This window comes from Salmonella sp. A7 (assembly GCF_020181675.1).
GTDB lineage: Bacteria > Pseudomonadota > Gammaproteobacteria > Enterobacterales > Enterobacteriaceae > Salmonella > Salmonella enterica.
This window is the reverse complement of sequence record NZ_CP084001.1, coordinates 2,090,193-2,109,112: the sequence shown is the minus strand read 5'-3', so window position 1 is coordinate 2,109,112 and position 18,920 is coordinate 2,090,193. Positions and strand designations below refer to the sequence as shown.

General features: G+C 53.2%; 19 protein-coding genes. 10 read left to right on the top strand and 9 right to left on the bottom strand.

Annotated elements, in window-relative coordinates; all coding sequences use genetic code 11:
• Positions 1–221: 221 nt before the first annotated feature.
• Together narX and narL are read left to right on the top strand one after the other, a co-directional pair.
• Positions 222–2,018, top strand: a complete 1,797-nt coding sequence (narX, locus tag LCS67_RS10315) for a nitrate/nitrite two-component system sensor histidine kinase NarX (protein ID WP_023212654.1) — start codon at positions 222–224, stop codon at positions 2,016–2,018.
• Positions 2,011–2,661 (top strand): two-component system response regulator NarL, encoded by a 651-nt coding sequence (gene narL, locus LCS67_RS10310; protein WP_001064598.1) that lies wholly within the window; start codon positions 2,011–2,013, stop codon positions 2,659–2,661. Before narX ends, narL begins: the two co-directional genes overlap by 8 nt.
• Here narL and LCS67_RS10305 read toward each other — a convergent pair whose 3' ends face one another.
• On the bottom strand, positions 2,662–4,086 hold the full coding sequence (locus LCS67_RS10305; protein WP_001116357.1) for a YchO/YchP family invasin: 1,425 nt from the start codon (positions 4,084–4,086) through the stop codon (positions 2,662–2,664). It abuts the gene before it with no gap.
• A gap of 176 nt (positions 4,087–4,262) precedes the next feature.
• On the opposite strand from LCS67_RS10305, the gene LCS67_RS10300 reads away from it, so the two are divergent.
• The gene (locus LCS67_RS10300; RefSeq protein WP_001179794.1) at positions 4,263–4,616 is read left to right on the top strand and encodes a DsrE/DsrF/TusD sulfur relay family protein; all 354 of its coding nucleotides are present in this window, start codon (positions 4,263–4,265) and stop codon (positions 4,614–4,616) included.
• 79 nt (positions 4,617–4,695) lie between these two features.
• On the opposite strand, the gene chaB is transcribed toward LCS67_RS10300, so the two are convergent.
• On the bottom strand, positions 4,696–4,926 hold the full coding sequence (gene chaB / locus LCS67_RS10295) for a putative cation transport regulator ChaB (protein ID WP_001146392.1): 231 nt from the start codon (positions 4,924–4,926) through the stop codon (positions 4,696–4,698).
• A gap of 266 nt (positions 4,927–5,192) precedes the next feature.
• On the opposite strand from chaB, the gene chaA reads away from it, so the two are divergent.
• A complete protein-coding gene (chaA, locus tag LCS67_RS10290; protein WP_000148418.1) occupies positions 5,193–6,293 on the top strand; it encodes a sodium-potassium/proton antiporter ChaA in 1,101 nt (366 codons plus the stop codon).
• Positions 6,294–6,345: 52 nt separating this feature from the next.
• On the opposite strand, the gene kdsA is transcribed toward chaA, so the two are convergent.
• Genes kdsA through hemA form a run of 6 tightly spaced genes read right to left on the bottom strand, consistent with a single transcriptional unit; the run spans position 6,346 to position 11,649 of the window.
• Positions 6,346–7,200 carry a 3-deoxy-8-phosphooctulonate synthase gene (gene kdsA, locus LCS67_RS10285; protein WP_000811046.1) on the bottom strand — a complete coding sequence of 285 codons (855 nt, stop codon included), beginning with the start codon at positions 7,198–7,200 and terminating at the stop codon, positions 6,346–6,348.
• A gap of 37 nt (positions 7,201–7,237) precedes the next feature.
• Positions 7,238–8,047, bottom strand: coding sequence for an invasion regulator SirB1 (gene sirB1 / locus LCS67_RS10280; RefSeq protein WP_001257065.1), 810 nt, complete (start codon positions 8,045–8,047; stop codon positions 7,238–7,240).
• Positions 8,048–8,050: 3 nt separating this feature from the next.
• The gene (sirB2, locus tag LCS67_RS10275; RefSeq protein WP_000150667.1) at positions 8,051–8,440 is read right to left on the bottom strand and encodes an invasion regulator SirB2; all 390 of its coding nucleotides are present in this window, start codon (positions 8,438–8,440) and stop codon (positions 8,051–8,053) included.
• Complete coding sequence (prmC, locus tag LCS67_RS10270) at positions 8,437–9,270, bottom strand: peptide chain release factor N(5)-glutamine methyltransferase (protein ID WP_031568287.1); 834 nt, start codon at positions 9,268–9,270, stop codon at positions 8,437–8,439. Before prmC ends, sirB2 begins: the two co-directional genes overlap by 4 nt.
• Positions 9,270–10,352 carry a peptide chain release factor 1 gene (prfA, locus tag LCS67_RS10265; RefSeq protein ID WP_000804708.1) on the bottom strand — a complete coding sequence of 361 codons (1,083 nt, stop codon included), beginning with the start codon at positions 10,350–10,352 and terminating at the stop codon, positions 9,270–9,272. The genes prmC and prfA overlap by 1 nt, the downstream gene beginning before the upstream one ends.
• A gap of 40 nt (positions 10,353–10,392) precedes the next feature.
• Positions 10,393–11,649, bottom strand: a complete 1,257-nt coding sequence (gene hemA, locus LCS67_RS10260) for a glutamyl-tRNA reductase (protein WP_031568285.1) — start codon at positions 11,647–11,649, stop codon at positions 10,393–10,395.
• Between the two features lie 313 nt (positions 11,650–11,962).
• On the opposite strand from hemA, the gene lolB reads away from it, so the two are divergent.
• The 4 genes from lolB to dauA all read left to right on the top strand — a co-directional run bounded on the left by lolB (position 11,963) and on the right by dauA (position 16,457).
• A complete protein-coding gene (gene lolB, locus LCS67_RS10255) occupies positions 11,963–12,586 on the top strand; it encodes a lipoprotein insertase outer membrane protein LolB (protein WP_000174484.1) in 624 nt (207 codons plus the stop codon).
• Positions 12,583–13,434 (top strand): 4-(cytidine 5'-diphospho)-2-C-methyl-D-erythritol kinase, encoded by an 852-nt coding sequence (ispE, locus tag LCS67_RS10250; RefSeq protein WP_023245082.1) that lies wholly within the window; start codon positions 12,583–12,585, stop codon positions 13,432–13,434. The genes lolB and ispE overlap by 4 nt, the downstream gene beginning before the upstream one ends.
• Before the next feature lie 265 nt (positions 13,435–13,699).
• The gene (gene prs, locus LCS67_RS10245; RefSeq protein ID WP_001518537.1) at positions 13,700–14,647 is read left to right on the top strand and encodes a ribose-phosphate diphosphokinase; all 948 of its coding nucleotides are present in this window, start codon (positions 13,700–13,702) and stop codon (positions 14,645–14,647) included.
• Between the two features lie 124 nt (positions 14,648–14,771).
• On the top strand, positions 14,772–16,457 hold the full coding sequence (gene dauA / locus LCS67_RS10240) for a C4-dicarboxylic acid transporter DauA (RefSeq protein ID WP_001037186.1): 1,686 nt from the start codon (positions 14,772–14,774) through the stop codon (positions 16,455–16,457).
• 44 nt (positions 16,458–16,501) lie between these two features.
• On the opposite strand, the gene ychH is transcribed toward dauA, so the two are convergent.
• Entirely contained in the window at positions 16,502–16,780 is a 279-nt protein-coding gene (gene ychH, locus LCS67_RS10235) for a stress-induced protein YchH (RefSeq protein WP_000823878.1), read from the bottom strand.
• Between the two features lie 275 nt (positions 16,781–17,055).
• Here ychH and pth point away from each other — a divergent pair, with 275 nt between their 5' ends.
• Positions 17,056–17,640 carry an aminoacyl-tRNA hydrolase gene (gene pth, locus LCS67_RS10230; RefSeq protein ID WP_000985595.1) on the top strand — a complete coding sequence of 195 codons (585 nt, stop codon included), beginning with the start codon at positions 17,056–17,058 and terminating at the stop codon, positions 17,638–17,640.
• 116 nt (positions 17,641–17,756) lie between these two features.
• Positions 17,757–18,848 carry a redox-regulated ATPase YchF gene (gene ychF, locus LCS67_RS10225; RefSeq protein ID WP_000505850.1) on the top strand — a complete coding sequence of 364 codons (1,092 nt, stop codon included), beginning with the start codon at positions 17,757–17,759 and terminating at the stop codon, positions 18,846–18,848.
• Positions 18,849–18,920: the final 72 nt, after the last annotated feature.

Here is an 18,920-nt window from a genome sequence, read left to right as displayed (position 1 = left end):
ATGAGTAGGCTATTTTGGTAAAAAAGCTGTGGTTTTTCACCATGCTGTGTCTGTCTACTCCTTCCCGTCGCAGATACCTCTCTACGGCGGCAATTAAGGAGTAACTCGTTATAGGTATGGGTATACTCCGCTGTATCGTTGAGAATAGCGGCACAGCCGATTGACGCCCCTCTTTTTTGCTACGTTTTTTCGGCGACATTACCCCGAAGAAAGAAGGTAACATGTTTAAACGGTGTTTCTCTCCTCTTACGCTGGTTAACCAACTGGCGCTGATTGTCATGCTCTCTACCGCTATCGGCGTGGCGGGGATGGCGGTTTCCGGCTGGCTGGTTCAGGGCGTGCAGGGTAGCGCTCATGCGATTAATAAAGCGGGCTCATTGCGTATGCAAAGCTATCGACTACTGGCCGCTGTCCCGCTGGATGCTAAAGATCAAAAGCTGCTGGATGAGATGGAGCAAACGGCATTCAGCCCGGAACTGACCCGCGCCGCTGAGCGAGACGGGCAGCAAAAGCAGCTTAAAGCGTTGCAGGATTACTGGCATAACGAACTCTCGCCAGGACTACAGCACGCGCAAAACGCGCACGCGGTCGCAGAAGATGTCACGCGCTTTGTGGCGGGCCTGGATCGCCTGGTGACGTCGTTCGACCATACTACTGAATTGCGTATCGAACGCGTGGTATTAGTTCACCGGGTAATGGCGATCTTTATGGCGCTATTGCTGGTATTTACGATTATCTGGCTACGTGTTCGCCTTTTGCAGCCCTGGAAACAGTTGTTATCAATGGCGCGCGCCGTCAGTCAGCGCGACTTTACCCAACGTGCCAATATCAGTGGACGCAATGAGATGGCCGCGTTGGGTTCTGCGCTCAATAATATGTCTGAAGAACTGGCCGAAAGTTATGCGGTACTGGAACAGCGCGTACAGGAAAAAACAGCCGGTCTGGAACATAAAAATCAGATTCTCTCGTTTTTGTGGCAAGCCAACCGCCGGCTGCATTCACCGGCTCCGCTATGTGAGCGTCTTTCACCGGTACTGAATGGCCTGCAAAATTTAACCCAGTTGCATGATATTGAGCTGCGAGTCTATGACCTGGAAGATGAAGATAATCACCAGGAATTTACCTGTCAGTCGGACATCAGTTGCGATGATAAAGGCTGCCACCTTTGCCCACGTAGCGCCCTGCCGATGATTAACGGCGGCACCACCTTAAAATGGCGGCTCACCGATTCTCACACCCAATACGGTATTTTGCTGGCAACGCTGCCCTATGGACGCCATCTCAGCCACGATCAGCAACAGTTGGTGGACACGCTGGTTGAACAGCTTACCGCGACTCTGGCGCTCGACAGGCATCAGGAGCGCCAGCAGCAGTTGATTGTCATGGAAGAGCGTGCCACCATTGCCCGCGAACTGCATGATTCTATTGCCCAGTCGCTCTCTTGTATGAAGATGCAGGTGAGCTGCCTGCAAATGCAGGGCGACGTGTTACCGGAAAGCAGCCGTGAGTTACTCAGCCAAATTCGCAATGAGCTGAACTGCTCCTGGGCGCAACTGCGCGAACTGTTAACCACTTTCCGCTTACAGTTGACGGAACCCGGGCTACGTCCGGCGCTGGAAGCAAGCTGCCAGGAGTTCAGCGCCCGGTTTGGCTTTACGGTAAAACTGGATTATCAGCTTCCCCCCCGCCTGGTGCCTTCACACCAGGCGATACACCTGTTGCAAATTGCCAGGGAAGCCCTCAGCAACGCCCTTAAACACTCTCATGCCGACGATGTGGTGGTGACAGTGACGCAATGTGGCAAACAGGTCAAACTAAAAGTGCAGGATAATGGCTGCGGCGTCCCGGAAAACGCCGAACGCAGTAATCACTACGGCATGATCATCATGCGCGATCGGGCGCAAAGTTTGCGCGGCGATTGCCAGGTACGCCGACGCGAGACTGGCGGAACAGAGGTCACTGTTACTTTTATTCCAGAAACAAACTTCACAGAAACCCAGGGAGATACCCATGAATAATCAGGAACCGGCAACCATCCTGTTAATTGACGACCATCCGATGCTACGCACGGGTGTAAAGCAGCTTGTGAGTATGGCGCCCGATATCAGCGTGGTCGGAGAAGCCAGCAACGGTGAGCAGGGTATTGACCTGGCGGAATCGCTCGATCCCGATCTGATCCTCCTTGATTTGAATATGCCGGGAATGAATGGTCTCGAAACGCTGGATAAATTACGCGAAAAAGCGCTGTCAGGACGTATTGTCGTTTTCAGCGTATCCAACCATGAAGAAGATGTCGTCACGGCGCTAAAGCGCGGCGCGGATGGTTATCTGTTGAAAGACATGGAGCCTGAGGACTTGCTCAAAGCGTTACAACAGGCCGCCGCCGGCGAAATGGTATTAAGTGAAGCGTTAACGCCGGTACTGGCGGCCAGCCTGCGGGCCAACCGCGCTACCACCGATCGCGATGTAACGCAACTCACCCCGCGTGAGCGCGATATTCTGAAGCTCATCGCGCAGGGATTGCCAAATAAGATGATTGCCCGACGTCTGGATATCACCGAAAGTACGGTCAAAGTGCACGTGAAACATATGCTCAAGAAAATGAAGCTGAAATCGCGCGTGGAGGCCGCCGTCTGGGTACATCAGGAACGCATCTTTTAATTATTGCTCCTGGAACGGTTGCCAATGCGGATTATCGTCCGGCATCGTGATAAACGGTTCAGTCAGCGCGAGCGTGATCTCATTGGAAGAGACACGCTGACCTTTTTCATCTTCAACCACCACTGATAAACGCCAGCGATTTGCCGCGCCTTCGCGGTGATCCCAGGCCGGCATAATGATTGTCCAGCCCTCGGTACTGCGGGTGTCCGTTCCTGCCGTCAAACTTAATGCCTGTGTATCGCCCTGCCAGCTCAAATGACGAATACCGTGCACGCTGCGCACCTGCAATTTTAACGCAACCGTCTCACCAGGCGTAAGATCCCAGGGCGGCGTCGCCAGAAAAACCGTTAACGTTTTACGCTGCCGATACTCCATTGTCGGCAGCGAGTTACGTTGCGGCGTATCATAGCGGCTACCGCGTAATGACTGGCTTTGCGCCACTTCACTGACGGCAAGCTGCTTTTTGAGCGGCACGCCGAAGCGGTAGTTAAGCGTCAGCCCCAGGTTATTTTGACTGACCCCGCTCTCGCCCTGTTTGTGCTGGGCGGTCACGGTAAGCAAAGGTACTGGCGTATAGTTGAGACCCAGTTTTAACGCGACAGGATTGTGATACCCCGTTCCGGAGTCAAACAGATCCACGCTATCGCCAAAGTACTGCTCCAGACTAACGCTGGTATTGATATGCTGGTAAAACGGCAGCCGCATTTGCGCGTTGATATCATACCCGCGCGCCATTCGCTGTTCTAAGGTCGCCGTATGCGTCTGCCAGTCGGCAAAAGGCTGATAATAGTTGGCGGATAAACGCAAATATTCTCCCCACGCCTCCGCGCCAAAGCCGGCGCGCTGCAAATTTTCATCCAGCAGATTATCGTAAAAGGTATTATAGCCAAGAAGCCAGCCATCCTGCGCCCAGCGCTGTCCTACGCCAACGTTGCTTACCAGTCCGTCAGTCTGTTGCGTAAGGCCAAGCTGGCTCCAGGTCAGATAGCGCTGTTTATCCTGTAAAGGGATAAACCAGCTTCCGCGACTGCCGTTAAAATGACCTTCGTTATCGACGTTAATATCAACGCTGGCGCTGCCCCAGGCTGATAGCCAGCTTTCAAGCTGCTGGTTAACCTGCTCGCTGACCACATCGCGTACCTGTCCGAAAGCGAATTGCCGCGCCTGTTCACCGGTATCCAGATCGTTATTTTTCATGCTGGCTTCGCCAAACGCTTTGGCCATCTCGGCAAAATGCTTTTCCCCTTCGTGGGATTCCGGCATCATGCCTAAATCCGGCAGACGGTTTTGCGTGAAAGGGTCTTGCGCCTGCGCACAGATCGTACCGCTGGCAGTCAGCAAGAGAAGCGAGAGTGAGAATGAACGAAAAACAATACGGCTCAACGTGTCGGCAACTTCTACAACAAAAGATAAGAGGAATGGCATCAGAGTAAACCATAACGTGTCCGGACAGGTTTTGCAGCCTTTTCTCGTGCTTCCAGGAATATCCTTATTTTTTCCGCAGAGCGTCCCGGGATTTTATCCACGCATTTGGCGGCACCCGGCTCACGAGGTAACATAACGCCATTGCCGACAAAATTTCTCAAGGAGAAGGGTTATTCATGCAAAATATCGTCATTATCGCTAACGGCGCCGCCTACGGCAGCGAATCATTATTTAATAGCCTGCGTCTGGCCATTGCGCTGCGCGAGCAGGAAAGCCATCTCGATTTACGCCTGTTTTTGATGTCAGATGCCGTAACCGCAGGGTTACGCGGTCAAAAACCAGCCGAAGGCTACAATATTCAGCAAATGCTGGAAATTCTGACCGCGCAAAACGTACCGGTAAAATTATGCAAAACCTGTGCGGACGGACGTGGTATCACTCCCCTGCCGCTGATTGACGGTGTGGAAATCGGAACGCTGGTCGAGCTGGCGCAATGGACGCTGGCGGCGGACAAAGTGCTGACATTTTAAATCTGTACGCGGGAAAAGCTCCCGCGTCAGGATAGACTTCCGGCAAGAAAATCAGGCTAACACGCGAGTAATACCGCGTTCATTTTTTCTTATGCCATTTATCATCCTCGCCTTTTTCATAATCGTTTTTAACCGCCGCCCAGGCGACTTTGTGTGCGGTTTCCTCGCGGCTGGCGTCATCACGACGATCGGCTTTATCTTTATATTGCTCCCAGGCGCTATTAAACGCTTCTTTGTAAATGTCCTGGGCATGGGCTGGAAGAACATTCCGTACATTATCGGGTAAATCACTTTTGGCTTTATACGGCATCAGCGCCTCCGTCTTCAGGGAAAACATTAAGTGTGGTAAACAATGCGTTATTACGCCAGTCGAGGAGGATTTTTGCTTTTTACGGAAATTAACTTTTTGTTATTTAAACACTGTTAAAACAAGATGTTTGTTTTACTGACCTTGAAAGAAAAAAATCGTCTACGCCGTAAAACTACGTAAAAAACCACTAAAAAAATACAAATTTCTGCTATTTTTACCTTCTTTACTCTTTCCAAAATATTAACACCTGCACAAGGGAGACCCTCATGACACATGCCTGTGAGGCGGTGAAAACCCGCCATAAGGAGACTTCGCTTATTTTCCCGGTTCTTGCGCTGGTAGTGCTGTTCCTTTGGGGAAGCAGCCAGTCACTACCAGTGGTTATTGGCATCAATATCCTTGCACTTATTGGTATTTTAAGCAGCGCATTTAGCGTGGTCCGTCATGCCGATGTATTAGCGCACCGACTCGGCGAACCCTACGGATCGCTTATTTTAAGCCTGTCCGTCGTTATTCTTGAGGTGAGTTTAATTTCAGCGCTGATGGCCACCGGCGATGCTGCGCCAACGCTTATGCGTGATACGCTCTACTCTATTATTATGATTGTCACCGGGGGACTGGTCGGTTTCTCGTTGTTGTTGGGCGGGCGTAAATTCGCAACGCAATATATGAATTTATTCGGGATTAAGCAGTATCTTATCGCGCTGTTTCCGCTGGCGATTATTGTGCTGGTTTTTCCCATGGCATTGCCGCAAGCCAATTTCTCTACCGGTCAGGCATTATTGGTCGCGTTAATTTCTGCCGCGATGTACGGCGTATTTTTGTTGATTCAAACCAAAACGCACCAGAGCTTATTTATCTATGAACATGAAGATGAAGGCGATGATGACAATCCACACCACGGTAAACCCTCCGCGCACAGTAGCGGCTGGCATACGGTCTGGTTACTCATTCATTTAATTGCGGTCATTGCCGTTACCAAAATGAATGCCAGCCCGCTGGAGGCGTTGCTGACCAGCATGAACGCCCCGGTCGCCTTTACCGGTTTCCTGGTCGCGCTGTTAATTCTCTCGCCGGAAGGACTGGGCGCGCTGAAGGCGGTACTGAATAATCAGGTTCAGCGGGCAATGAATCTGTTCTTCGGATCGGTGTTGGCGACGATTTCATTAACCGTGCCAGTCGTCACGCTCATCGCCTGGGCGACAGGTAATGATCTGGTGTTTGGTTTAGGCGCGCCGGAAATGGTAGTGATGGTAGCCTCGTTAGTGCTGTGCCATATTTCGTTCTCTACCGGACGCACCAACGTGCTAAACGGCGCGGCGCATCTGGCTTTATTTGCCGCCTATCTGATGACGATTTTTGCCTGATATAAAAAAGCCGGATAGTATCTTATCCGGCCTACACAGCTAAAAACCGCAATCAGTTCTCGGTATCCAGCTCGTCGAAGCTTTTCACCAAATCATCAATCGCTTTTATCTGGGTCAGGAACTGCTCCAGTTTCGCCAGCGGCAGCGCGGAAGGACCGTCGCACTTCGCGTTAGCCGGGTCCGGATGCGACTCCAGGAACAGGCCCGCCAGACCGACAGCCATACCGGCGCGCGCCAGCTCGGTCACCTGACCACGACGACCGCCAGAGGCGGCGCCAAATGGGTCGCGGCATTGCAGCGCATGGGTAACGTCGAAAATCACCGGCGAGTTGCCGGAGACCTTTTTCATCACGCTAAAGCCCAGCATATCCACCACCAGGTTGTCATAACCGAAGTTCGCGCCGCGGTCGCACAGAATCACCTTATCGTTACCGCCCTCATGGAACTTATCCACGATATTGCCCATCTGACCCGGGCTTACGAACTGCGGCTTTTTCACGTTAATCACAGCGCCGGTTTTCGCCATCGCTTCCACCAGGTCGGTCTGGCGCGCCAGAAACGCCGGGAGCTGAATCACGTCAACCACATCAGCAACAGGCTGCGCCTGGCTGGCTTCATGGACGTCAGTGATCACTTTTACGCCAAATGTCTGTTTGAGCTCCTGGAAGATTTTCATCCCTTCTTCCAGACCCGGCCCGCGGTAAGAGTGAATAGAGGAACGGTTGGCTTTATCAAAAGAGGCCTTGAACACGTAAGGAATACCCAGCTTCTGGGTAACGGTTACGTAGTGCTCACAAATGCGCATTGCCAGATCGCGAGACTCCAGCACGTTCATACCGCCAAACAGCACAAACGGCAGGTCATTTGCCACCTTAATGTCGCCAATGTTAACCACTTTTTGTTTCATAGGATCGCCTTACACTTATAGGTAAAATGTCGGTTAATTAATGTAGAACAATTTGCTTGTGCGCAATGGTGTTGATCTGCGCACGAATCATTTCGCTGATCGGGTCTTCCGGACACTGTTCAACGAAGTAGCTTAAATCAGTCAGCGCAACGTGTTCACACTCAAGCTGCGCGTAGATCAACCCGCGGTCACGGATTTCGTAAGGATCTTCCGGGTTAAATTGCAACAATGCTTCGCTAACGCGCAGCGCCAGCTCCATTTGCCGTTCCTCCATCAGCGAGGATTTCAGCGTATCCAGTAGCTTACGAATCACTTCGGCGTTATCCGCCTCGTCCAAATCTTCGTTAAACAACTCGGCGACCGGACTAATATTGCCTTTTAACCAGACTTCGAGGGTATGTTCATCAAGCGTTTCACCGTTGAACGGGTTAATCAGCCACATTTCCCCTTCCAGCGATTCAATACGCAAAATCAACTGCGTTGGGAAGATAACGGGCACCAACGGCAAATCAAGACGGTTTGCTATCCATAATAAAATAGCGCCCAACGATACCGCGCTACCCTGGCGTTTTTTCAGGACTTTATCGAGCCATAAAGCATCAGAAAGACGGTAGACGCCGCGGGAATCCGTGAACCCCCACTCGCCGTAAAAAAGTGCCAGCAATTTTTCCAGTTGCTCATCCTGAGACAGGAGCTGGCTAATTTCTTCCTGCGCCAGACTGACCAGACGTTCCAGTTCGTCGTAGACAAACTGCGTGGGAAAATCCAGGCGAATCATCTCTGATGCCAGGATCATGCCATCACACAGCGGCGCATTGTTAAATTCGAAATCAGCTAACGACCTCATGACTTACCCCAGTAACGGTATTTTTGTGGTGGCGAGTTTAATGATGATGTACAGCACCACCAGCGCCAGCGGAAAAGCGATAAAACGCGCCTGCTGGCTGCGCGCCTGACGATAATCAAGCGCAATAAAACCCAAAACGATGTAGATGATAACGCCAAACAGTTTTTCAGTCAGCCATGAGCCCGACTCCGTGAATGGCAGGATGTGCGTTTTAACGATTAACCCAATACCGCTAAGCAGTAACAGGGTATCTATGACGGGAGGCACGATTCGTGTCCAGCGCGCGGCGGCCAACGCATGGCCGCAATAGCGCCACCAGTAACGAGCGACAAACAAACTGACGGAGAGCGCAACACAGATAAGATGAAGCGTGAGCAACATTGCAATTGTCATGGCGTAAAACGTCCGCAGGTCACGCGTTCATTACCGCCATAATCACGACACGTTTCTACATCCGTGTAACCAGACCGCCTGAAAACCGCTCTTACCGCTTCGCCCTGCTGCCAACCGTGTTCCAGCAGCAGGAAGCCGCCGGGCGTTAACATCTGGCGGGCGTTATCGATAATATGCGTAAGATCCGCCATACCGTTTTCGTCCGCCACCAACGCCGAGCGCGGTTCAAAGCGTACATCGCCTTCGCTAAGATGCGGGTCCTGCGCGTCAATGTAGGGCGGATTGCTGACAATCATGTCGAACTGCTGCCCCGATAGCGCGCTGAACCAACAACTTTGCAGTATACGCACATTCCGGATAGCCAAATGTTCCGCGTTGCGTATCGCCAGCGCAACCGCATCAGGCATACGATCGACCGCAGTCACCTCGCAATCCGGTCGCTCGCAGGCCAGCGCCAGCGCAATCGCGCCGGTTCCGGTGCCTAAATCCAGAATACGACAGGTTTTTACCGGCAATCGCGCCAACGCCTGTTCAACCAGACATTCGGTATCCGGGCGCGGGATTAGCGTGACGGGAGAAACGAAGAGCGGCAGCGACCAAAATTCGCGTAAGCCCGTCAGGTACGCAATGGGTTCGCCCTGTTTACGCCGCTGCAGCAGATCCGCGAGCTGTTGTTGCTGGACGTCGGTAAGCGGCGTTTCGCCAAAGGCCATGATATACGTCCGCCCCTTGCCCGTAACGTACTCAAGCAGGATCTCGGCGTCGCGCCGGGGGCTGTCGCTGTCCCGGAGCTGGTTTACCGCCTCATGCAGCCAGTGCTGAAAATCCATTATTCCTGCTCGGACAACGCGGCTAACAGGTCAGCCTGATGTTCCTGAACAATCGGCTCAATCAGCATATCCAGCTTACCTTCCATCGTTTCATCAAGGCGATATAACGTCAGATTAATACGATGATCGGTCACGCGCCCCTGCGGGAAATTATAGGTCCGGTTACGATCGCTGCGATCGCCGCTGCCAAGCAGATTGCGTCGCGTTGACGCCTCGGCCTGCTGGCGTTTTGCCGTTTCGGCGGCGTGAATGCGCGCCCCGAGCACCGAGAGCGCTTTCGCTTTGTTTTTATGCTGCGAACGCTCGTCCTGGCATTCCACCACGATGCCGGTCGGCAAGTGGGTAATACGGATAGCGGAGTCGGTGGTGTTAACGTGCTGACCGCCCGCGCCGGAAGAACGAAACGTATCAATGCGCAGATCCGCCGGGTTAATATCCGGCAGCTCGGCTTCCGGCAGCTCCGGCATCACGGCGACGGTACAGGCGGAGGTATGGATACGCCCCTGCGACTCGGTCGCCGGAACACGCTGTACGCGGTGTCCGCCGGACTCAAATTTCAGTCTGCCATACACGCCGTCGCCGCTGATTTTGGCGATGATCTCTTTATAACCGCCATGCTCGCCTTCGCTCATGCTCATGATCTCCACGCGCCAGCGGCGCGATTCGGCATAACGGCTGTACATGCGGAACAGATCGCCGGCAAACAGCGCGGCTTCATCGCCGCCGGTGCCGGCGCGAACCTCAAGGAACGCGTTTCGTTCATCGTCCGGATCTTTCGGCAGCAGCAGTACCTGTAACTGTTGCTCCAGTTGTTCGCTTTTTTCTTTCGCTTCGCGCAGTTCTTCCTGCGCCATTTCTCGCATTTCAGGATCGTCGAGCATCATCTGAGCCGTCTCGATATCGTCCTGAACCTGTTGCCAGTCCGTAAAACAGCGAGAAACGTCGCTTAATTGCGCATATTCGCGCGACAATGCGCGAAAGCGGTCCTGGTCGGCGATAATTCCCGCATCGCCCAGCAACGCCTGAACTTCCTCATGGCGTTCGTGCAGGGCTTCCAGTTTGGCAACGATAGAAGGCTTCATAGGCGTAAATTCACCCTGTAAAAAAGTGTGGTGTGTGCTGCTACTCCAGCCCGAGGCTGTCGCGCAGAATATTCAGGCGTTCGTCATCCCCGTCACGGGCAGCCTGTTGAAGTGATTTCGTTGGCGCATGAATCAGGCGGTTGGTCAGTTTCCATGCCAGATCCTGCAAGATGGCTTGCGCATCACCGCCCTGTTGAAGGGCCGACAGCGCTTTGGTAGTCAGTTCGTCACGAATCTGCTCCGACTGACTACGGTATTCCCGAATGGTCTCGCTGGCCCCCTGGGCGCGTAGCCAGGCCATAAACTCGCTGGTTTCCTGCTCAACAATCGTTTCCGCTTCTACCGCCGCAGCCTGACGCTGCGCCAGATTATGCGAAATGATGCTCTGTAAATCATCGACGCTATAAAGATAAGCGTTCGCCAGTTTGCCGACTTCCGGCTCAACGTCGCGCGGTACGGCGATATCCACCAGCAGCATCGGCTGGTTGCGACGGCTTTTTAATGCGCGCTCCACCATGCCTTTACCGATAATCGGCAGCGGGCTGGCGGTCGAACTGATGATAATATCGGCATCCTGCAAACGGGCGTCGATATCGCTGAGCGAGATAACCTCAGCGCCTACCTCATCCGCCAGGGCTTGCGCGCGCTCGCGGGTTCGGTTGGCGATAATCATCTTTTGTACTTTATGCTCGCGCAGGTGACGCGCCACCAGTTCAATGGTTTCGCCCGCGCCAACTAACAGTACAGTGACCGTCGACAGCGATTCAAAGATTTGGCGGGCGAGCGTACAGGCGGCAAACGCGACGGAGACGGCGCTGGCGCCGATATCGGTTTCAGTCCGCACTCGCTTGGCGACGGAAAAAGACTTCTGAAACATTCGCTCCAGCGCGCTGGCGTTAAGGTGGCCTTTTTGCGAATCCGCAAACGCTTTTTTCACCTGACCGAGGATTTGCGGTTCGCCCAGCACCAGTGAATCCAGACCGCTGGCGACGCGCATCAGGTGGCTGACGGCGTCATTGTCCTGATGCCAGTACAGACTGTTGCGCAGATCGTCCTCGTTCAGGTTATGGTAATCGCATAACCAGCGGATCAGCGCTTCTTGCAGGTTATCCTGCTCTTCCACGCTCAGATACAGCTCTGTACGGTTACAGGTTGACAGCACGACCCCGCCCTGCACCATTGGCTGCGCAAGCAGGCTGTCCAGCGCCTGATCAAGCGTGTCCGGCGAAAACGTTACGCGTTCTCGCAGCGATACAGGTGCCGTTTTATGGTTAATACCGAGCGCTAAAAGGGTCATGTCTGCGGGAGTAGTACCAGCGTTGATATGGTTAGTCTGCTTGCATCATACAGGATGCGCGTGGTCAATAAAAGAGAGAGCCCCCTTTTGGAGTAATTGGCAGCGCTCGCTAATTTGATGATTTAAGACAACTTGAAAGTAGACGATGTCACCAGGCGGCGCTAGCATTAAAGGCTATAACTGTAACCGATAGCAAAAATTTGCCGAATCGCGACGCGAACGTTTTTACAGCCTGCAGGTTCAGTTTTCAGGCCTGATAAGCGTAACGCCATCAGGCAATTATTGCACCGTATCACAAGGATTCGTCATCACTATGACCCTGCCCGATTTTCGCCTGATTCGTCTACTGCCGTTAGCAAGCCTGGTTCTCACCGCCTGTACGCTTCCTGGGCATAAAGGCCCGGGCAAGAGCCCGGATTCCCCTCAGTGGCGCCAGCATCAGCAAGAGGTGCGTCATCTGAATCAATACCAGACGCGCGGCGCCTTTGCTTACATCTCAGATGATCAGAAAGTCTATGCGCGCTTCTTCTGGCAACAGACCGGACAGGATCGCTACCGCCTGCTGCTTACCAACCCGCTGGGCAGCACCGAGCTGGAGCTTAACGCCCAGCCGGGCAACGTCCAGTTGGTGGATAACAAAGGCCAGCGTTATACCGCCGATGACGCCGAAGAGATGATCGGCAAACTCACCGGGATGCCGATTCCGTTAAACAGCCTGCGGCAGTGGATCCTCGGTCTGCCTGGCGATGCCACTGACTACAAACTGGACGACCAGTACCGCCTGAGCGAAGTGAACTATCGCCAGGATGGTAAAAACTGGAAAGTGGTTTACGGTGGCTATGACAGCAAAACGCAGCCTGCCATGCCTGCCAATATGGAGCTTTCCGACGGCAGTCAGCGCATTAAGCTGAAAATGGATAACTGGATTGTGAAATGATGACCCATTGGCCTTCTCCGGCAAAATTAAATCTGTTTTTATATATCACCGGACAGCGTGCAGACGGCTACCACACGCTGCAGACGCTGTTTCAGTTTCTGGATTATGGCGACACACTCCACATCGAACCGCGTCGCGATGGCGAAATCCATTTATTAACGCCGGTTAACGGCGTTGAAAATGAAGACAATCTGATCGTCCGCGCCGCGCGGCTGTTGATGAAAGTCGCCTCGGAGAGTGGACGCCTGCCCACCGGAAGCGGCGCGGATATCAGCATTGAGAAGCGCCTTCCCATGGGCGGCGGTCTGGGCGGCGGCTCGTCTAACGCCGCGACCGTTCTGGTGGCGCTCAATCATCTTTGGCAATGCGGGCTTTCGGTTGATGAACTGGCGGCAATCGGCTTGACGTTGGGGGCGGATGTTCCCGTGTTCGTGCGCGGCCACGCGGCTTTTGCCGAAGGCGTAGGCGAAATATTAACGCCGGTGAATCCGCCGGAAAAATGGTATCTGGTCGCGCACCCTGGCGTAAGCATTCCGACGCCGGTTATCTTTAAAGATCCTCAATTGCCGCGTAATACGCCAAAAAGGTCAATAGATACGTTACTAAAATGTGAATTCAGCAATGATTGCGAGGTTATCGCAAGAAAACGTTTTCGCGAGGTTGATGCGGCGCTTTCCTGGCTGTTAGAATACGCGCCGTCGCGCCTGACTGGGACAGGGGCCTGTGTCTTTGCTGAATTCGATACAGAGTCTTGTGCTCGCCAGGTGCTTGAGCAAGCCCCGGAATGGCTCAATGCTTTTGTGGCGAAGGGTGTCAACCTCTCCCCATTGCATCGAGAGTTACTCTAACGCATTCGGGTTTCAGGAAGATGGCGAAATGACGAATCGCCGGTCATATATGCCGTATTTGACCGGTGTGAGGCATCGATACCAGCGCACATGAAACGTGAATGAAGACGAGTAAGCCGGGCAAGCTGAGCTTCGGTGACAACGTCACCTTGTTCCAGACGTTGCATCGCGCTCTTTAATACACCGCCTGGATAGGATTTTGCCTGGCCCGCACAGTTTTCGGCAGATTCTTTCCACCAATGGACGCATGCCTGAGGTTCTTCTCGTGCCTGATATGAAGCTTTTTGCTGGTAACGCCACCCCGGAACTAGCACAACGTATTGCCAACCGCCTGTACACTTCTCTCGGCGACGCCGCCGTAGGTCGCTTTAGCGACGGCGAAGTCAGCGTACAAATCAACGAAAATGTACGCGGTGGTGATATTTTCATCATCCAGTCCACTTGTGCCCCAACCAACGACAACCTGATGGAATTGGTCGTTATGGTTGATGCCCTGCGTCGTGCTTCCGCAGGTCGTATCACCGCCGTTATTCCCTACTTTGGCTATGCACGTCAGGACCGTCGCGTACGTTCCGCCCGTGTGCCGATTACCGCAAAAGTTGTCGCTGACTTCCTGTCCAGCGTCGGCGTTGACCGCGTTCTCACCGTAGATCTGCATGCTGAACAGATCCAGGGCTTCTTTGACGTTCCGGTTGATAACGTGTTCGGTAGCCCAATCCTGCTCGAAGATATGCTGCAACTGAATCTGGATAACCCGATCGTGGTTTCTCCGGATATTGGCGGCGTGGTTCGTGCCCGCGCTATCGCTAAGCTGCTGAACGATACCGATATGGCTATCATTGATAAACGTCGTCCGCGCGCGAACGTTTCTCAGGTGATGCACATCATCGGCGACGTCGCTGGCCGTGACTGCGTGCTGGTTGATGATATGATCGATACCGGCGGTACTCTGTGCAAAGCAGCAGAAGCATTGAAAGAACGTGGCGCTAAACGCGTGTTTGCCTACGCGACGCACCCGATCTTCTCAGGCAATGCGGCAAACAACCTGCGCAACTCCGTCATTGATGAAGTCGTTGTCTGCGACACCATTCCGCTGACCGACGAAATCAAAGCGCTGCCGAACGTGCGTACCTTGACCCTGTCAGGTATGCTGGCCGAAGCGATTCGCCGCATCAGCAACGAAGAATCGATTTCCGCCATGTTCGAGCATTGATCGAACCCGGATCTGAAACCCGCTGCGGCGGGTTTTTTTGTCTGTAACACCCTTTTGTATGACTTATGCCTCCTTCACCTGCCATTTAGTTGACAGATGATGCGCTCATGGATGAAACATTATTGTGAACAAATTATTTTCCTCACATGTGATGCCTTTCCGCGCTCTCATCGATGCTTGCTGGAAAGAAAAATATACCGCCTCCCGGTTCACCCGTGATGTGATAGCCGGGATCACCGTCGGGATTATTGCTATCCCGCTGGCGATGGCGCTGGCAATTGGCAGTGGCGTTGCGCCGCAATATGGCCTCTATACCTCCGCTGTCGCCGGGATCGTGATCGCGCTAACCGGCGGCTCGCGCTTTAGCGTTTCCGGCCCTACCGCCGCGTTTGTGGTGATTTTGTATCCGGTATCGCAACAGTTTGGTCTGGCGGGCCTACTGGTCGCCACGCTGATGTCGGGCTTCTTCCTGATCCTTTTCGGCCTGGCGAGACTGGGGCGATTGATTGAATATATCCCGGTGTCGGTCACGTTGGGTTTTACCTCAGGGATTGGTATTACCATCGGTACCATGCAGATTAAAGATTTTCTTGGTCTGCAGATGGCCCATGTGCCAGAGCACTATTTGCAGAAAGTCGGCGCGCTGTTTATGGCGTTGCCCACCGTCAATATTGGCGATGCCGCCATTGGCGTGGTAACGCTGGGAACGTTGATTTTCTGGCCGCGTCTCGGTATTCGTCTGCCAGGACATCTTCCCGCGCTGCTGGCCGGTTGCGCCGTAATGGGGATTGTTAATCTGCTGGGCGGCAATGTGGCGACTATCGGCTCACAGTTCCATTACGTTCTGGCTGACGGCACCCAGGGCAACGGCATCCCGCAGCTCCTGCCGCAACTGATGCTGCCGTGGAGTCTTCCTGGCTCCGATTTCACGCTAAGCTGGGATTCACTGCGCGCGCTGCTGCCAGCGGCCTTCTCGATGGCAATGCTGGGGGCAATCGAATCATTGCTCTGCGCCGTCGTGCTGGACGGCATGACCGGCACCAAACATAAAGCTAACAGCGAACTTATCGGCCAGGGGCTGGGGAATATGGTCGCGCCGTTCTTTGGCGGCATCACCGCCACCGCCGCGATTGCCCGCTCTGCCGCCAACGTTCGCGCTGGCGCGACCTCTCCCGTCTCGGCGGTAATTCACGCTATCCTGGTCATTCTGGCGCTACTGGTCTTAGCCCCGCTACTCTCCTGGCTGCCGCTTTCCGCGATGGCGGCGCTACTGCTGATGGTGGCATGGAATATGAGTGAAGCCCATAAAGTGGTGGATCTGTTACGCCATGCGCCGAAAGACGACATCATCGTTATGCTGCTGTGCATGTCATTAACGGTTCTGTTTGATATGGTCATCGCCATCAGCGTGGGGATTGTTCTTGCTTCCCTGCTGTTTATGCGCCGTATTGCGCGAATGACTCGACTTGCGCCGGTCAATGTCGATGTGCCTGATGATGTGCTGGTGCTGCGTGTTATCGGTCCGCTCTTTTTCGCCGCGGCGGAAGGGCTGTTTACCGACCTTGAGTCACGTATTAAGGGCAAACGTATCGTCGTTCTGAAATGGGACGCAGTACCAGTGCTGGATGCAGGCGGGCTTGATGCTTTTCAGCGTTTTGTGAAGCGTCTGCCGGAGGGTTGCGAATTGCGTATCAGTAACCTGGAGTTCCAACCGCTGCGCACAATGGCGCGTGCCGGTATCAAACCTATTCCTGGGCGTCTGACCTTCTTCCCGAACAGGACGGAGGCGTTAGCGGATTTACTCAGTTAATGGACAATGCCCGGTGGCGATAACGCTTACCGGGCCTGAACCGGTTAGCTATGACGACGATTGTCGTTACGGCGGCAACGTTTGTCATAGTGACGTACCCACCAATATTTGTCGCTCACCTGCTCATGCCCCCCTACACGAGCCCCCGCCAGCCAAAGAACTGCACCGACAAAAATGCTCAGTATTGCGCCATGCGCAAAAAATTGCGGCAAATTAAACTGCGGCAGTTGGTTTAAAATAGAGTAACCCACGCCGACAACCATCACGACCAGCCCCAACCCCATCAGCACGTTACCGAATAACGAAGCGTTTTTGCGTTTCATATGTCACCTCCGGAACTTTTGGGTTGTTTTTAGGAAATCCCCCTAAACTTTATGTGTAAAGTATAGACAACACTTTCGTTTGTAAGTGCGGCTGTGATCACAAATGTAAAGTTTCATTTAACAAAACTTTACAAATAACACACTGAACAGTTTACATTTTTAATAATCAATGCTGGCAATTATTTAATTTACTTCAGAGTGTCGCTGTGTTTTGTCAAGCGGGCAGACAGACAGTAAACTACGCGCCAGTTATGGATCTACTCAGGACAAAAAACGTGGCAATTAAATTGATTGTTGGTCTGGCGAATCCCGGCGCGGAATATGCCGCGACGCGACACAATGCAGGCGCATGGTACGTCGATTTACTGGCGGAGCGCCTGCGTGCGCCATTGCGTGAAGAGCCTAAATTCTTTGGCTATACCTCACGCATCACGCTGGAAGGGGAAGATGTTCGCCTGCTGGTACCCACCACGTTCATGAACCTCAGTGGTAAAGCAGTTGGCGCAATGGCCAGTTTTTACCGTATTCAGCCGGACGAAATTCTGGTCGCTCACGACGAGTTGGATCTCCCTCCGGGCGTCGCGAAATTTAAACTTGGCGGCGGCCACGGCGGCCACAATGGTCTGAAAGACATCATCAGCAAGCTGGGCAATAATCCCAACTTTCACCGCTTGCGCGTTGGAATTGGTCATCCAGGCGATAAAAATAAAGTTGTTGGTTTCGTGCTGGGTAAACCCCCTGTTTCTGAACAAAAATTAATTGATGAGGCCATTGACGAAGCGGCACGCTGTACGGAATTGTGGTTCAAAGAGGGTCTGGCCAAAGCAACAAGCCGTTTGCATACCTTTAAGGCGCAATAACCAGTGATGTGCGGCATTTTTGCCGCACGCCGTGTATAATAGGCGAAGTTATTTCCATTTCTGCAATCTGTTTTCTATAACAGGTTGATTATTAAGATATTAAGGTGAGTTAAATCATGGGATTCAAATGCGGTATCGTCGGTCTGCCCAACGTCGGGAAATCCACCCTGTTCAACGCGCTGACAAAAGCCGGTATTGAAGCGGCAAACTTTCCGTTCTGCACTATCGAACCGAATACCGGTGTCGTGCCGATGCCCGATCCGCGTCTGGACCAGTTGGCTGAGATTGTTAAACCGCAACGCATTCTACCAACCACGATGGAGTTCGTGGATATCGCCGGTCTGGTGAAAGGCGCGTCCAAAGGCGAAGGGTTGGGTAACCAGTTCCTGACCAATATCCGTGAAACCGAAGCTATCGGTCACGTGGTTCGCTGCTTTGAGAACGACAATATCATCCACGTGGCGGGTAAAGTAAATCCGGCAGAAGATATTGATGTTATCAATACCGAACTGGCGCTGGCTGACCTCGATACCTGCGAGCGCGCTATCCATCGCGTACAGAAGAAAGCCAAAGGCGGCGATAAAGACGCCAAAGCGGAACTGGCCGCGCTGGAAAAATGCCTGCCGCACCTGGCCGAAGCGGGGATGCTGCGTTCGCTGGACCTGACGGACGAAGATAAAGCGGCTATCCGTTATTTAAGCTTCCTGACGCTGAAGCCGACGATGTATATCGCTAACGTCAATGAAGACGGTTTTGAAAATAACCCGTATCTCGACCAGGTTCGCGAAATCGCCGCCAAAGAAGGTTCGGTCGTGGTTCCGGTGTGTGCCGCCGTCGAAGCTGATATTGCTGAGCTGGATGATGACGAGCGCGACGAATTTATGGCTGAACTGGGTCTGGAAGAACCGGGGCTGAACCGCGTTATTCGCGCAGGTTATCGCCTGCTGAACCTCCAGACCTACTTTACCGCCGGGGTGAAAGAAGTTCGCGCATGGACCATTCCGGTTGGCGCAACCGCGCCGCAGGCGGCAGGTAAAATCCATACCGACTTCGAAAAAGGCTTTATCCGCGCCCAAACTATCGCCTTTGACGACTTTATTACCTATAAAGGTGAACAAGGCGCGAAAGAAGCCGGTAAGATGCGAGCGGAAGGCAAAGATTACATCGTTAAAGATGGCGATATAATGAACTTCCTGTTCAACGTCTAAATAACATTTGTTGTCTCATGAGGTTTCATTGAACCTCATGAGAGGCAAAGAAAGTCATAAAATCCACGCAGC

Coding starts and splice junctions, on each gene's coding strand:
- narX (WP_023212654.1), top strand. CDS start 222: ATGTTTAAACGGTGTTTCTCTCCTCTTACGCTGGTTAACCAACTGGCG.
- narL (WP_001064598.1), top strand. CDS start 2,011: ATGAATAATCAGGAACCGGCAACCATCCTGTTAATTGACGACCATCCG.
- LCS67_RS10305 (WP_001116357.1), bottom strand. CDS start 4,086: ATGCCATTCCTCTTATCTTTTGTTGTAGAAGTTGCCGACACGTTGAGC.
- LCS67_RS10300 (WP_001179794.1), top strand. CDS start 4,263: ATGCAAAATATCGTCATTATCGCTAACGGCGCCGCCTACGGCAGCGAA.
- chaB (WP_001146392.1), bottom strand. CDS start 4,926: ATGCCGTATAAAGCCAAAAGTGATTTACCCGATAATGTACGGAATGTT.
- chaA (WP_000148418.1), top strand. CDS start 5,193: ATGACACATGCCTGTGAGGCGGTGAAAACCCGCCATAAGGAGACTTCG.
- kdsA (WP_000811046.1), bottom strand. CDS start 7,200: ATGAAACAAAAAGTGGTTAACATTGGCGACATTAAGGTGGCAAATGAC.
- sirB1 (WP_001257065.1), bottom strand. CDS start 8,047: ATGAGGTCGTTAGCTGATTTCGAATTTAACAATGCGCCGCTGTGTGAT.
- sirB2 (WP_000150667.1), bottom strand. CDS start 8,440: ATGACAATTGCAATGTTGCTCACGCTTCATCTTATCTGTGTTGCGCTC.
- prmC (WP_031568287.1), bottom strand. CDS start 9,270: ATGGATTTTCAGCACTGGCTGCATGAGGCGGTAAACCAGCTCCGGGAC.
- prfA (WP_000804708.1), bottom strand. CDS start 10,352: ATGAAGCCTTCTATCGTTGCCAAACTGGAAGCCCTGCACGAACGCCAT.
- hemA (WP_031568285.1), bottom strand. CDS start 11,649: ATGACCCTTTTAGCGCTCGGTATTAACCATAAAACGGCACCTGTATCG.
- lolB (WP_000174484.1), top strand. CDS start 11,963: ATGACCCTGCCCGATTTTCGCCTGATTCGTCTACTGCCGTTAGCAAGC.
- ispE (WP_023245082.1), top strand. CDS start 12,583: ATGATGACCCATTGGCCTTCTCCGGCAAAATTAAATCTGTTTTTATAT.
- ychH (WP_000823878.1), bottom strand. CDS start 16,780: ATGAAACGCAAAAACGCTTCGTTATTCGGTAACGTGCTGATGGGGTTG.
- ychF (WP_000505850.1), top strand. CDS start 17,757: ATGGGATTCAAATGCGGTATCGTCGGTCTGCCCAACGTCGGGAAATCC.